General features: G+C 59.6%; 16 protein-coding genes and 1 pseudogene. All 17 read left to right on the top strand.

What is annotated here, in order from left to right; translation table 11 throughout:
* Positions 1–35 precede the first annotated feature (35 nt).
* Positions 36–571 (top strand): annotated as a pseudogene (locus NXS97_RS10355) (methyltransferase); the annotation flags it as partial.
* A gap of 53 nt (positions 572–624) precedes the next feature.
* Complete coding sequence (locus NXS97_RS10350; protein WP_022622301.1) at positions 625–1,347, top strand: beta-ketoacyl synthase chain length factor; 723 nt, start codon at positions 625–627, stop codon at positions 1,345–1,347.
* A complete protein-coding gene (locus NXS97_RS10345) occupies positions 1,326–2,159 on the top strand; it encodes a 1-acyl-sn-glycerol-3-phosphate acyltransferase (protein ID WP_031283437.1) in 834 nt (277 codons plus the stop codon). The genes NXS97_RS10350 and NXS97_RS10345 overlap by 22 nt, the downstream gene beginning before the upstream one ends.
* Positions 2,140–2,397, top strand: coding sequence for a phosphopantetheine-binding protein (locus tag NXS97_RS10340; protein ID WP_019105036.1), 258 nt, complete (start codon positions 2,140–2,142; stop codon positions 2,395–2,397). The genes NXS97_RS10345 and NXS97_RS10340 overlap by 20 nt, the downstream gene beginning before the upstream one ends.
* Positions 2,398–2,409: 12 nt before the next feature.
* Positions 2,410–2,661 carry an acyl carrier protein gene (locus NXS97_RS10335; RefSeq protein WP_019105037.1) on the top strand — a complete coding sequence of 84 codons (252 nt, stop codon included), beginning with the start codon at positions 2,410–2,412 and terminating at the stop codon, positions 2,659–2,661.
* 6 nt (positions 2,662–2,667) lie between these two features.
* The gene (locus NXS97_RS10330; protein ID WP_014595234.1) at positions 2,668–3,246 is read left to right on the top strand and encodes a hypothetical protein; all 579 of its coding nucleotides are present in this window, start codon (positions 2,668–2,670) and stop codon (positions 3,244–3,246) included.
* Entirely contained in the window at positions 3,246–4,607 is a 1,362-nt protein-coding gene (locus tag NXS97_RS10325) for an AMP-binding protein (RefSeq protein WP_031283435.1), read from the top strand. Before NXS97_RS10330 ends, NXS97_RS10325 begins: the two co-directional genes overlap by 1 nt.
* Positions 4,594–4,947 (top strand): hydroxymyristoyl-ACP dehydratase, encoded by a 354-nt coding sequence (locus NXS97_RS10320; RefSeq protein WP_022622298.1) that lies wholly within the window; start codon positions 4,594–4,596, stop codon positions 4,945–4,947. The genes NXS97_RS10325 and NXS97_RS10320 overlap by 14 nt, the downstream gene beginning before the upstream one ends.
* Complete coding sequence (locus tag NXS97_RS10315; RefSeq protein ID WP_013024451.1) at positions 4,938–6,629, top strand: glycosyltransferase; 1,692 nt, start codon at positions 4,938–4,940, stop codon at positions 6,627–6,629. The genes NXS97_RS10320 and NXS97_RS10315 overlap by 10 nt, the downstream gene beginning before the upstream one ends.
* A 3-nt stretch (positions 6,630–6,632) precedes the next feature.
* Complete coding sequence (locus NXS97_RS10310; RefSeq protein WP_019105042.1) at positions 6,633–7,055, top strand: thioesterase family protein; 423 nt, start codon at positions 6,633–6,635, stop codon at positions 7,053–7,055.
* Positions 7,052–7,657 carry an outer membrane lipoprotein carrier protein LolA gene (locus NXS97_RS10305; protein ID WP_022622297.1) on the top strand — a complete coding sequence of 202 codons (606 nt, stop codon included), beginning with the start codon at positions 7,052–7,054 and terminating at the stop codon, positions 7,655–7,657. The genes NXS97_RS10310 and NXS97_RS10305 overlap by 4 nt, the downstream gene beginning before the upstream one ends.
* Positions 7,626–9,944, top strand: a complete 2,319-nt coding sequence (locus NXS97_RS10300) for an MMPL family transporter (protein ID WP_112900253.1) — start codon at positions 7,626–7,628, stop codon at positions 9,942–9,944. Before NXS97_RS10305 ends, NXS97_RS10300 begins: the two co-directional genes overlap by 32 nt.
* Positions 9,941–10,597: a DUF3261 domain-containing protein gene (locus NXS97_RS10295; protein WP_246872034.1), complete on the top strand. Its 657-nt coding sequence runs from the start codon at positions 9,941–9,943 to the stop codon at positions 10,595–10,597. The genes NXS97_RS10300 and NXS97_RS10295 overlap by 4 nt, the downstream gene beginning before the upstream one ends.
* A gap of 1 nt (position 10,598) precedes the next feature.
* A complete protein-coding gene (locus NXS97_RS10290) occupies positions 10,599–11,768 on the top strand; it encodes a beta-ketoacyl-[acyl-carrier-protein] synthase family protein (protein ID WP_112900252.1) in 1,170 nt (389 codons plus the stop codon).
* A complete protein-coding gene (locus NXS97_RS10285) occupies positions 11,765–12,241 on the top strand; it encodes a 3-hydroxy-fatty acyl-ACP dehydratase (protein WP_013024457.1) in 477 nt (158 codons plus the stop codon). Before NXS97_RS10290 ends, NXS97_RS10285 begins: the two co-directional genes overlap by 4 nt.
* Positions 12,238–12,969 carry a 3-ketoacyl-ACP reductase FabG2 gene (locus NXS97_RS10280; RefSeq protein WP_013024458.1) on the top strand — a complete coding sequence of 244 codons (732 nt, stop codon included), beginning with the start codon at positions 12,238–12,240 and terminating at the stop codon, positions 12,967–12,969. Before NXS97_RS10285 ends, NXS97_RS10280 begins: the two co-directional genes overlap by 4 nt.
* Positions 12,966–14,195, top strand: coding sequence for a beta-ketoacyl-ACP synthase (locus tag NXS97_RS10275; RefSeq protein ID WP_024472332.1), 1,230 nt, complete (start codon positions 12,966–12,968; stop codon positions 14,193–14,195). Before NXS97_RS10280 ends, NXS97_RS10275 begins: the two co-directional genes overlap by 4 nt.

Raw genomic sequence — 14,195 nt, 5'->3', positions numbered from 1 at the left:
TTATGCCTAAAGTCGGGCCAGTGATGGCCCGATAAACCGCTTATGACTTAGCAGGTTTTCTCAGCCATCACACCGGAAAATGTGCCATACGCTGCTGCCAGTATGACCACGCAATGGCGGTGGCCTGTCAGATTTGCCGCCCCGGATTGCGCTGACGCGGGAAAATATCGAAAATGCAGGCTTTTCTCATCGCATCGCCTGCCATGAAGTCGATATGCTTGGCGACCTGCCTTTACCCGCAGAAGCCGATGTCGGTTGGATGAGTCAGTTTCTGGACGGCTTTTCGCCTGAACAAGTCGTCACGATGCTGGACCCTGTTGCCGACGTGATAAAACCCGGCGCGAAGCTGTTCATCATGGAACCGTTCTGGGATGCGCAGAACATTGAAGCGGCCTCATTTAGTCTCAATGCGTCTTCGCTTTATTTTACCTGTATGGCTAACGGCAACAGCCGTTTCTACTGCATAGAGACGTTTTATCACTATCTGGACAAGGCAGGGTTCCAGAGCGATGAGCGCCACGACGGCCCGGGCGTTGGGCATACATTATTGCAGTGCCAGAAGAAACCATAACAACACGGCGATAAGCGCCCTGAGTATCACCTGAATATCGCGGACGCGCGTTGATGAAATTTGCATTAAACATTGTTGACTGGCAGGCCAGGGCCCCAGGATTAAGCGAAACGGCACAGTGGCTGGAATGGGCTCGGCTGTCGCACGCCATCGATCCTGCGGCACCGCAGGCAAAGCTGACCGAACTGCCGATGATGACCGCGCGCCGCCTTAGTGCCGGCAGTAAGCTGGCCGTTGAGTGCGGGCTGGCGATGCTGCGTCAGCATGAAATCGATGCCGTGCTTTACACCAGCCGTCACGGGGAGCTGGAACGCAATTTCCGCATTCTGCAGGCGCTGGCGACAGACCAGGCGCTTTCACCAACCGATTTTGCCCTGTCAGTGCACAACTCCGCCGTTGGCAGCCTGACGATAGCCGCGAAGAAGCCGATCGTCTCCTCGTCGCTTTCTGCCGGTAAAGACACCTTTCAGCAGGGGCTGTGTGAGGTGTTGTGTCTGCTCCAGGCGGGCTATCAGCGCGTGTTAATGGTCGATTTTGACGGGGCGATGCCGGCGTTTTATCACTCGCATCTCACATCAGAAACCCCGATGTGGCCGTTCGCGGTCGCGCTGGTGATTGAAGCCGGTGATACCTTGCAGTGTGAAACCCGGTCGCAGCACACCGCGAAAGCGCCCGCGCTGCCGCAAAGCCTACTGTTTTTGCAGCACTACCTGCAAGATGCTGCCACCTTTGTCTTAAGTGGGGAAAGAGTGGAATGGCACTGGAGCCGCGGATGAGCAGGATAGTTTCGCGCCTCAACCGGGCATGGCGATGCGCGATGACCGGCTTTTGTTTTGCCCTGTTCGGTATCGGCGGACTGCTGTTATCTATGGTGTGGTTTAACCTGTTGTTACTCGCGGTATGGGATAAAGGCCGCCGCCGCCGCATCGCCAGGCGCAGTATCGCCGCCAGTTTCCGCTTCTTCTTAAGGGTGGCAAAAGGCGTTGGCGTACTGGATTACCGGATGCGCGGGCTTGAGCACCTGCGTCAGGATCGCGGCTGTCTGGTGGTCGCCAATCATCCGACGCTCATCGATTATGTGCTGTTGGCCTCTGTGATGCCGGAAAGCGACTGTCTGGTAAAGGGGGCGCTCCTGAAAAACCCGTTCGTCAGCGGCGTTATCCGGGCAGCCGATTATCTGATTAACAGCCAGGCCGATGCACTTCTGCCTGCCTGCCGACAGCGGCTGGCACAGGGCGACACGATTTTGATTTTTCCGGAAGGCACCCGAACCCGGCCCGGTGAACCCATGACGCTACAACGCGGTGCGGCCAATATTGCTGTGCGCTGTGGCAGTGATTTACGCGTAGTGATCATTCACTGTAGCGAGCATCTGCTGGACAAGCAGAGCAAATGGTATAACGTGCCGCCCGCCAAACCGCTGTTCAGCGTTGAGGTGCGGGAGCGGATATCTATCGATCAGTTTTACGATGCAGACATACAAGAACCGGCACTGGCGGCAAGACAGTTGAACCGGCATCTTTTGCTTCAATTACAACCAGGTTCTTCACCTTTTTCAGGAATTAATGATGCAAGCGCTTTACCTTGAAATCAAAAATCTCATTATAACGACGCTGAATCTCGACGAACTGTCGGCCGACGATATTGATAGCGATGCGCCGCTGTTTGGCGACGGCTTAGGACTGGACTCCATCGACGCGCTTGAGCTGGGGCTGGCGGTAAAAAATGCCTACGGTGTGGTTCTCTCGTCGGAAAGCGAAGAGATGCGCCAGCACTTTTTCTCCGTTGCCACGCTGGCAGCGTTCATCCACGCGCAACGTGCCTGAGGAGCGTCCGTCATGACAGAACAAAACGCTATTTATGAAGAGGTCACCGCGCTGTTGGTTAAGCTGTTTGAGATCGACCCGCAGGATATCTCCCCACAGGCGCGGCTGTATGAGGATCTGGAGCTGGACAGCATCGATGCGGTCGACATGATCGTGCATCTGCAAAAGAAAACCGGCAAGAAAATCAAGCCGGAAGAGTTCAAAGCCGTGCGTACCGTGCAGGACGTTGTCGATGCGGTAGAACGGCTGCTGAAAGAAGCGTAAGTCGCGATGTCCGGCAAACGCACGCGGCCCGTTCTTACGTTGCTGACAGGCTTGCTGCTGGTGGCGTGGCCCTTTTTGATCAGCGTCGGCCTGGCGCATAACAGCCTGCACTGGCTGTTGCCACTGATGGCGCTTGTTCTTTTACTCCGTCTTCGCCAGACCCGGCGCAAAACGGGGCCGATGCGTGTCATCACTCAGGTGGTGGCGGTGGCCGGCATTGCCCTGTGCGCGGCCAGCTACCTGCTGAAAACCCACCAGCTCCTGCTTTTTTACCCGGTCGTGGTCAATGGCGTCATGCTGGCGGTGTTTGGTGGCTCCCTGTGGTCAGCCATGCCCATTGTCGAACGGCTGGCCAGAGTCAGTGAGCCGGATCTGCCTGAAAAGGGCGTGCGTTATACCCGCCGGGTGACGCAAATCTGGTGCGTCTTTTTCATCCTCAACGGCAGCATGGCGCTCTTTACCGCGCTGTATGGCGATATGGCGCTGTGGACCGCCTGGAATGGAATGATTGCCTATCTGCTGATGGGCACGCTGATGGCGGGCGAGTGGCTGGTACGCCGGAAAATAAAACAACGAGATTCATGATGAAGCAGACGCTTACACTGACCCAGTGGCTCACTGCACCGCGACCGGCTGACGTGCCTGTGGCCTGGCTGGACGACCGCACCTGGACGCTGGGACATCTGCGGCAGGATGTGGCCTGCTTAATCGCCTTACTGCAGCAGCAGGCAGGCCAACGCTGGGCCTTGTGCTTTGAGGACAGCTACCTGTTTACCGTGGCCCTGCTGGCAACGCTGCACGCGGGCAAAACACCGGTTGTCCCCGGTCACTGTCGTGTTTCCTTGCTCAACGAACAACACGCCCTGTTTGACGGCGTGCTGAGTGAAAAAACGCTGAGCTGGCAGGGGCCGCTGCTGGTGGTCAGCAGTGCGATGACCCTCGCCGCCTTTGCTCCGTCTTTTCCGGCCATACCTGACGAGGCCAGCATCGAACTGTTTACCTCCGGCTCCACCGGTCAGCCGAAGCGGGTGGTGAAGGCCGTTCAGTCCCTGGATCATGAAGCGGCCCTGCTGGCCGACCGCTTTGCCGGGCGGCTGGCCGGTTGTCGGGTCGTGGCCTCTGTTGTGCCGCAGCACCAGTACGGTCTGACCTTTCGTATTATTCTGCCGATGGCGCTGGGATTACCGCTGCATGCGGCGATGCTCTGGTATGCCGAACAGCTCGCCGCCTTAAGCCACGATTATCAGTATGTTTTTATCAGCAGCCCGGCGTTTCTGAAACGCCTCGATCGCCAGCTCACCGCACCGCCGGTCGCGATGGTCTTTTCCGCCGGCGGCATGTTACCCTGGCAGGATGTTTCTCAGGCGGCGGACTGGATGCATATCTGGCCAGATGAAATTTATGGCAGCACGGAAACCGGTATCCTCGCCTGGCGCTATCGTCAGGAAGAAGATATCACCTGGCAACCCTTTGACGGCGTCCGTTTTCATCAGGAAAGCGATACGTTGCGTGTGTTTTCACCGCTGATCGCCGACAGAGAGGGTTTGTTGCTCGACGATATTCTGCATATCGAAGAAAACGGCCAGTTCCGGCTGGTGGGCCGTCGGGGCAGAGTGGTTAAAATTGAAGAGAAGCGTATTTCGTTAAGCGAAGTCGAACAGCGGCTGCTGGCGCTGGACGGGATCAGCGAGGTGGCGGCGGTGCCGGTTTTACGTCGCGGCCGACAGAGCATTGGCGTTCTGCTGGTGTTGGACGATGCAGCACGGCAACGCTGGCAGGAACACGGCGGTAAACAGCAAGAGCTGGCCTGGCGACGTGCGTTGTTGCCGTGGCTGGAACCTGTCGCCGTGCCGCGTTACTGGCGGGTGATCGATGCGATCCCGGTTAACAGTATGAACAAGCGTGTTTATGCGCAGTTACAGGAGTGGTTTCATGAAACCCCATGAAATTGAGCGCCATCAGTCGCAGCCCGATCAGGCTGAGATGGTTTTACACCTTGATCCGTCGCTGTTCTGGTTCAAAGGGCATTTTGCCGTTCAACCGCTGCTGCCCGGCGTGGCGCAACTTGACTGGGTGATGCAGTACGCGACGACGCTGCTGGCACCCGGCTGGCGTTTTCACAGCATTCAGAACGTGAAGTTTCAGGCTCCGCTGCTGCCGGACACTACCGTTACGTTAACGCTGAACTGGCAGGAAGCGCGCCAGATGCTGAGCTTTAGCTACCAGCGCCACGACGGTGAGGCACGTCATGTCGCCAGCAGCGGTAAGATTCGGTTATGTCACTAGCCTTTTCCCCCTGCGTGCTGATCCCCTGTTATAACCACGGTGCCATGATGGCAGCGGTGCTGGCGCGCCTGATGCCGTTTGGTCTGCCGTGCATTGTCGTTGATGACGGCAGCGATGCCGCTACCCAGGCGGTACTGGATCGGCTGGCAGCAGAAAACAGCACGCTGACGCTGGTGCGGCTGGCGCAAAACGCCGGAAAAGGTGCGGCGGTGCTGCGCGGTATGCAGGTGGCGGCGCAGGCTGGTTTTACCCATGCGGTGCAGGTCGATGCCGACGGCCAGCATGCTATTGAAGATATTCCCGCGCTGCTGGCGCTGGCGCAGCAGCATCCCGATGCGCTGATTTCCGGCCAGCCCATTTATGACGACTCCATTCCCCGCTCGCGGCTTTACGGGCGCTGGATCACCCACGTCTGGGTGTGGATCGAAACCCTGTCATTGCAGCTGAAAGACAGCATGTGCGGCTTTCGCGTCTATCCCATCGCGCCAACCTTACAGCTGGCACAGCGTGCCACCATCGGCAGGCGCATGGACTTTGATACCGAAGTGATGGTGCGGCTCTACTGGCAGGGTAACAACAGCTACTTTGTGCCGACCCGGGTAACCTATCCGCAGGACGGCCTCTCGCATTTCGACGCGGTCAAAGACAACGTGCGCATCTCCCTGATGCACACGCGGCTGTTTTTTGGCATGTTGCCGCGTATCCCTTCTTTACTGTTTCGCCGCTCGCCCCAGCACTGGGCGCGGCAGAAAGAGGTCAAAGGGCTGTGGGGCATGCGCCTGATGCTGCTGGTGTGGCGCCTGCTGGGCCGTAAAGCCTTTTCTCTTTTGCTGTATCCGGTGGTCGGCGCGTACTGGCTGACAGCCGCAACGGCACGAAAAGCCTCGCAGAACTGGATAACCCGCGTGCGTGAGCAGCTGCGGATACGCCAGCAGCCGGTGCCGAATAACCTGACCAGCTACCGGCATTTTCTGCGCTTTGGCAACGTCATGCTGGACAAAATCGCCAGCTGGCGCGGTGAGCTGCATTTCGGCAGCGACGTGGTCTTTGCACCGGGCGCGGAGGCGATGCTGGACCTCAGTCATCCGCAGGGCAGGCTGCTGCTGGCCTCGCACCTGGGCGATGTGGAGGCCTGCCGGGCGCTGGTGCAGCGCAGCGGCAGTAAAACCATTAATGCTCTGGTGTTTAGCGATAACGCCCAGCGCTTTAAGCAGATTATGGAAGAGATGGCCCCGCAGGCCGGGCTAAACCTGATGCCGGTAACGGATATCGGTCCGGACACCGCCATGTTGCTGAAAGAAAAGCTGGATCGCGGCGAGTGGATCGCGATTGTGGGCGATCGCATTGCCGTTAATCCGCAGCGCGGTGGGGAATGGCGTATTTGCTGGAGCCGCTTTATGGGCCAGCCTGCTCCCTTTCCGCAGGGGCCGTTTATTCTGGCGTCGATCCTGCGCTGCCCGGTTCACCTGATCTTCGCGCTGCGCCAGCAGGGAAAACTGCACATTCATTGCGAGCCGTTCGCCGATCCGCTGCTGTTGCCGCGTGCCGAGCGTCAGCAAGCCCTGCAGCAGACAATTGATCGCTATGCTGAACGCCTTGAGCACTATGCGCTCCAGTCGCCGCTCGACTGGTTTAACTTTTTCGATTTCTGGCAACTGCCGGATAGCAAAGACAAGGAGTAAAGGGTGCTTAACGATCCCCGTTTTACGGTCGACGTAGACCTGACCATTCCCTTTCATGATGTCGATGTGATGGGCGTGGTCTGGCACGGTAACTATTTTCGCTATTTCGAAATCGCCCGCGAGGCGTTACTGAACCAGTTTGACTATGGCTACCGGCAGATGAAGGCCTCTGGCTACGTCTGGCCGGTAGTGGATACGCGGGTAAAGTACCGCCATCCGCTCACCTTTGAGCAACGCATTCGCGTGCGGGCGCGCATTGAAGAGTGTGAAAACCGTCTGCGCATTGGGTATGAAATTTTCGATGCCGACAGCGGCCAGCGCGCCACCACGGGCTATACCATTCAGGTGGCGGTGGAAGAGCAAAGTCGCGAGATGTGCTTTGTCTGCCCGGACATTCTGTTTGAACGTATGGGAGTGACGCCATGAGAGGCCTGCTATTCCTGGCGCTGTTGATCAGCCCGTTTGTCAGCGCGCTGACGCTCGACGATCTGCAGCAGCGCTTCACCGCTCAGCCGGTGATCCGTGCGCACTTCGATCAGGTGCGCACCATTAAGGATATGCCGCAGCCGCTAAAATCGCAGGGCACGATGCTGATCGCCCGCGACAAGGGCCTGCTGTGGGATCAAACCCGTCCGTTCCCGATGCAGCTGCTGCTGGATGATAAACGCATGGTGCAGGTGATCAACGGCCAGCCACCGCAGACCATTACCGCCGAAAACAATCCGCAGATGTTCCAGTTTAATCACCTGCTGCGCGCGCTGTTTCAGGCGGATCGCAAGGTGCTGGAGCAGAATTTTCGCGTCGACTTTGCCGACAAGGGCGAAGGCCGCTGGACGCTGCGCCTGACGCCGATCACCACGCCGCTGGATAAGATCTTCTCCAGCATCGATCTGGCGGGCAAAACCTATCTGGAGCAGATCCAACTCAACGATAAGCAGGGCGATCGCACGGACATTACCCTTTCGCAACATCAACTGACGCCAGCACAACTGACTAATGACGAACGCCAACGCTTTGCCGCCCCGTAAACGGCCCGCGCTGCTGTGGGGGCTGGTCTGCCTGCTCATGCTGTTGGTGCTGCTTACGCTGCTGCCGCAGGCCCGGCTGAACAGCAGCGTGCTGGCGATGCTGCCAAAGCAGGCGCTGGGCGCGATTCCCCCCGCCCTGAACGACGGCTTTATGCAGCGGCTCGATCGGCAACTGGTCTGGCTGGTGAGCCCCGGTAAGCAGGCCGAACCCCAGGTGGCGCGCGACTGGCTGACACGGTTACAGCGATCCGGGGCGCTGGCCGAGGTAAAAGGGCCGATGGATGCCCGCAGCCAGCAGGCGTGGGGCACGTTTTTCTGGCAGCACCGTAACGGCATGATCGACAGCGAAACGCGGCAGCGGCTGCAAAACGGCGGCGAGGCGCAGGCGCAGTGGATCCTCTCTCAGCTCTACTCCGCCTTTTCCGGCGTCAGTGGCAAAGAATTACAGAACGATCCGCTGATGCTGACGCGCGGATCGCAGCTGGCGATGGCGAAAAACGGTCAGCGGCTGCGCCTGATGGACGGCTGGCTGGTGACGCAGGACAGCCAGGGGAATTACTGGTATTTGCTGCACGGCGAACTTGCCGGATCGTCGTTTGATATGCAGCAGACGCACAAACTGGTCACCACGCTGGGCGCGCTGGAAAAAACGTTCAAGGTGCAGTACCCGCAGGCCAGGCTGCTCGCGCGCGGCACGGTGTTTTACAGCGATTACGCCAGCCAGCAGGCGAAGCATGATGTGTCCACGCTGGGGCTGGCAACCGTGCTGGGCGTGCTACTGCTGATTCTGGTGGTGTTCCGTTCGGTACGGCCAATCCTGTTATGTCTGCTCTCAATTGCCATTGGCGCGCTGGCGGGCACCGTTGTGACGTTGCTGGTGTTTGGCGAGCTGCACCTGATGACGCTGGTGATGAGCATGAGCATCATCGGTATCTCCGCCGATTACACGCTCTATTACCTCACCGAGCGCATGGTGCATGGCGGCGATACCTCGCCCTGGCAGAGCCTGGCGAAAGTCCGCAATGCGCTGTTGCTGGCCCTGCTGACCACGGTGGCCGCCTATCTGATCATGATGCTGGCACCGTTTCCGGGCATTCGCCAGATGGCGCTCTTTGCGGCGGTGGGCCTGAGCGCCGCCTGCCTGACGGTCGTGTTCTGGCATCCGTGGCTGTGCCGCGGCTTGCCTGTGCGTCCGGTTCCCGCCATGGTGCTGATGCTGCGCTGGCTTGCCGCGTGGCGGCGTAACAAAGCCCTGTCGGTGGGGCTGCCGGTCGCGCTGGCGCTGTTCTCGCTGGCAGGCCTCGCCACCTTGCGCGTGGACGATGATATCTCACAGCTTCAGGCGCTGCCGCAGCACCTTCTGGCGCAGGAAAAAGCCATTACTGCGCTGACCGGGCAGAGCGTCGATCAGAAATGGTTTGTGGTATACGGCAACAGTGCGCAGCAGACGCTGACGCGGCTGGAAGCCTTCACGCCCGCGCTGGAACGGGCCAAAGCGCAAGGGCTGATCGGCGGTTATCGAACGCTTCCCCTGAACTCGCTGGCGCGTCAGGCACAGGATGTGGCGCTGTTGAAAAATGCCGTGCCTGCCGTCACGCGCGCGCTCAGCGAGGCGGGCGTAACGACATTGAAGCCGGATCTCAATCCTATGCCGGTCAGCGTTGCGGCCTGGCTTGCCAGCCCGGCCAGCGAAGGCTGGCGCCTGCTGTGGCTGACGCTGAAGAGCGGTGAGAGCGGCGTGCTGGTGCCGGTAGACGGCGTAACACACAGCGCCGCGCTTGATGCGCTAAGTAAAGGCTATCCCGGCGTCGCCTGGGTGGATCGCAAAACGACGTTTGACGGGCTGTTTGCCTTGTATCGCCATATCCTGACCGGCCTGCTGCTTGTTGCTCTGGCCGTGATTGCCTGCGGTGCCGTCATGCGGCTTGGCTGGCGCAAAGGCGCGCTCAGCCTGGTGCCATCTGTGCTGTCTCTGGGCTGCGGCCTGGCGGTGCTGGCCTTTACCGGCCATGCGGTCAACCTGTTTTCCCTGCTGGCGCTGGTACTGGTGCTCGGTATCGGCATCAACTACACGCTGTTTTTCAGTAATCCACGCGGTACGCCGCTCACCTCCATGCTGGCCATCACACTGGCAATGATGACAACGCTGCTGACGCTGGGCATGCTGGTTTTCAGCACCACCCAGGCCATTAGCAGCTTTGGTATCGTACTGATCAGCGGTATTTTCACCGCCTGGCTGCTGGCACCGCTGGCGATGCCGACGAAAAGAGAGAAAAAAACACGATGATCAACCAGACTTTACGCATGCTGAAATATTGCCTGGCGCGATGGCGAGCCAGATCGGTGCCGCTACGCGGTCGCCGCGTGTCCGCTGGAGGCTGTTTGATTATTGCCGCCACGCTGCTGCTGGCCGGGTGCAGTCATTCCACGCACAGCCCGCAGCAGCGTCCGCAGGCCTGGCTGGCACCGGGCGCACGCGTGACGCTGCCTGCGCCGGGCATTGCGCCGTCAATCCGTTCCCAGCAGCTTCTGACCGGTCGTTTTCACGGCAAAACCCAGTCGCTGCTGGTGATGCTCAACGCGGATGATAAAAAAATCTCTCTGGCAGGGCTGTCGTCGGTGGGGATTCGTCTGTTCCTGGTGACCTACGATCGCCAGGGATTGCACACCGAACAGTCGATTGTGCTGCCGCAGCTGCCACCGGCCAGTCAGGTGCTGGCCGACGTGATGCTCAGCCACTGGCCCATCAGCGCCTGGCTGCCCCAGTTGCCAGAGGGCTGGACGCTGAAAGACCGTGGGGATAAGCGCGAGCTGCGTAATGCCAGCGGCAAGCTGGTGACGGAAATCACTTATCTGAACCGCCAGGGTAAGCGCGAACCCATCAGCATTGAGCAGCACGCGTTTAAATACCACATCACCATTCAATATCTGGATGACTGAGATGATCTACGTTTCTGCCGTTGGCATGATTAACGCGCTGGGCAAGGATAACGATGAGGTCGCTCTCAACCTGGTGCGTGGCGTGGCCCCTGGTATGCGCGCCCGCAGCGGCTGGTTGCAGGCGCATCCGCACGCCGTGCTGGCGGGCGTGGAAGGGGCGCTGCCGGCGATCCCTGACGCCTTCAGCGCGCATCGTTCGCGCAATAATCGACTGCTGCTGGCCGCGCTGGCCCAGATTCAGCCCGACGTGGATCAGGCGATTGCGCAGTATGGCCGCGATCGTGTCGCCATCGTGCTGGGTACCAGCACATCCGGGCTGGACGAAGGGGATATGCACGTCCGCCTGTCGCTGAATCAGCAATCAAGCACGGCATGGCGCTATCCGCAGCAGGAGTTGGGCGATCCCTCGCGCTTTCTCAGCCACTGGCTGGCACTTGACGGTCCGGCGTTTACGCTGTCCACCGCCTGCTCCTCCAGCGCCCGTGCGATGATAAGCGGACGTCGCCTGATTGAGGCGGGGCTGGCGGATGTGGCGATCGTTGGTGGAGCAGACACGCTCAGCCGGATGCCGGTCAACGGCTTTCACAGCCTGGAGTCGCTTTCTCCCACCCTGTGTCAGCCGTTCGCCCGCGATCGCAGCGGCATTACCATCGGTGAAGGTGCCGCGCTGATGCTGTTAACCCGTGAGCCGCAGCCGATTGCGCTACTGGGCGTGGGCGAATCCAGCGATGCCTACCATATCTCAGCCCCGCATCCAGAGGGGGAAGGGGCGATTCGCGCCATCCATCAGGCCCTGAACGAAGCCGGTATTGCGCCTGAGGCGGTGGGCTATATCAACCTGCATGGCACCGCAACCACGCTCAACGATCAGATTGAATCCAGCGTGGTAAACGCCATGTTTGGCGAGCAGGTGCCCTGCAGTTCAACGAAACACCTGACCGGGCACACGTTGGGCGCGGCGGGCATTACCGAAGCGGCGCTCAGCATGCTGATCCTGCAACGCAACCTGCCGCTGCCGCCGCAGGATTTTAGCCTGTCGCCGCGCGATGCGGATTTGCCGCCCTGTGGCATCATTGACCGGCCTCAGCCGCTGGCGCGCCCGGTGATTCTGTCAAACTCGTTTGCCTTCGGCGGTAACAACGCCAGTATTCTGCTTGGGAAGATCTTATGAGCCACTATTTATCCCCCACGGACTATCTGCCGCACGATGCGCCGATGCTGTTACTGGAAAAGGTCAGCGACGTGACGGCCGACAGCGCGACCTGCTGCGTCACGGTATCGCCGCAGGGCGTGCTGGCCCCGTTTCTCGATTCCGATGGCAACCTGCCGGGCTGGTATGTCCTGGAGTTAATGGCGCAGACGGTCGGCGTCTGGTCGGGCTGGCATCGGCATCAGCAGGGACAGGCCAGTATCTCGTTAGGCATGGTGCTGGGTGCGCGCGAATTAGTGTGTAGCGCAGGGATTCTACCGGCGGATGCCACGCTGATCGTCAAGGTCAAACTGCTGATGCAGGATGAACGCTTTGGCAGCTTTGAGTGCGCCATCGAGGCGGGGAGCGCTACGCTGGCAACCGGCCGGGTAAATACCTTTCAGCCCACCGCCGAAGAACTTCATTCATTATTTCAACAAGGAGCGACCTCATGAGCCGTTCAGTATTGGTTACCGGTGCCAGCAAAGGCATTGGTCGCGCCATCGCCTGCCAGCTGGCGGCAGACGGCTTCACCCTTGGCGTGCATTATCACCATGATGCTGCCGGGGCGCAGCAAACCCTGGATGCCATTCTGGCGGCAGGGGGCACGGGCCGCCTGCTGCAGTTTGATGTGGCGAACCGTCAGCAGTGCCGCGAGGTGCTGGAGCAGGATATCGACGCACACGGAGCCTGGTACGGCGTGGTCAGCAATGCCGGCATTGCCCGCGATGCGGCCTTTCCTGCGTTGAGCGACGACGACTGGGATAAGGTGATTCATACCAATCTGGACAGTTTTTACAACGTGATTCAGCCCTGCATTATGCCAATGATCAGCGCCCGCCAGGGCGGACGCATTATTACGCTTTCCTCGGTGTCGGGCCTGATGGGCAATCGCGGTCAGGTGAACTACAGTGCCGCGAAAGCAGGCATTATTGGCGCCACCAAAGCGCTGGCGATTGAGCTGGCCAAACGCAAAATTACCGTTAACTGTATTGCGCCGGGGCTGATCGATACAGGAATGATCGAGATGGAAGAGACGGCGCTGAAAGAGGCGATGTCCCTGATCCCCATGAAACGCATGGGACAAACCGAGGAAGTGGCCGGGCTTGCCCGTTACCTGATGTCGGATATCGCAGGTTATGTGACGCGCCAGGTGATTTCCATCAACGGAGGCATGTTATGACACGGCGCGTGGTCATTACCGGTATGGGCGGCGTCACCGCCTTTGGCGAAAACTGGCAGGACGTTTCAGCCAGGCTGCTGGCGTATGAAAATGCCGTACGCAGAATGCCGGAGTGGCAGGTTTACGACGGGCTGCATACCTTACTGGGCGCCCCGATTGATAATTTCAGTTTGCCGGAACACTACACCCGCAAACGTATTCGCGCCATGGGGCGCGTTTCATTAATGTCGACCCGCGCCAGCGAACTGGCGCTGGTGGACGCGGGATTGATCGGCGATCTTGTGCTCACCAATGGTGAAACCGGCATTGCTTACGGCTCCTCGACTGGCAGCACCGGACCGGTAAGCGAATTCGCGACCATGCTGACGGAAAAGCACACCAATAATATTACCGGCACCACCTATGTACAGATGATGCCGCACACCACCGCCGTGAATACCGGGCTGTTTTTCGGCCTGCGCGGTCGGGTTATCCCCACCTCCAGCGCCTGTACCTCGGGTAGCCAGGCGATTGGCTACGCGTGGGAGGCGATCCGCCACGGTTATCAGACGGTGATGGTGGCCGGTGGCGCAGAAGAGCTGTGTCCCTCGGAAGCGGCGGTGTTTGACACGCTTTTCGCCACCAGCCAGCGCAACGATGCGCCGACCACCACGCCTTCGCCCTTTGATGAAAAACGGGACGGTCTGGTGATTGGCGAGGGCGCTGGCACGCTGATTCTGGAAGAGCTGGAACACGCGAAAGCGCGCGGCGCGACAATCTATGGCGAGATCGTCGGCTTCAACACCAACTGTGACGCTGCCCATATCACTCAGCCGCAGCGGGAAACTATGCAGATTTGCATGGCGAAGGCATTGACGATGGCGGGATTAAGCCCGCAGGACATCGGCTATATTTCGGCGCACGGCACCGCCACCGATCGCGGCGATCTGGCGGAAAGCCAGGCGACGGCGGCGATTTACGGCAATCAGGTGCCCATTTCGTCCCTGAAAAGCTATTTCGGCCACACATTAGGGGCCTGCGGCGCGCTGGAAGCCTGGATGAGCCTGCAAATGATGCGCGAGGGCTGGTTCGCTCCTACGCTGAATCTGACGCAACCGGACGCCAACTGCGGCGAACTGGACTACATCATGGGCCAGGCACGCCCTATCGATTGTGAGTTTTTGCAGAGCAATAACTTCGCGTTTGGCGGCATTAACACCTCCATCATCATCAAACGCTGGCACTGA

It is taken from the genome of Pantoea sp. B623, from assembly GCF_024814475.1.
Lineage (GTDB): Bacteria > Pseudomonadota > Gammaproteobacteria > Enterobacterales > Enterobacteriaceae > Pantoea > Pantoea ananatis.
The sequence above is the reverse complement of the archived record's forward strand: the minus strand, read 5'-3'. Positions and strand labels throughout refer to the sequence as shown.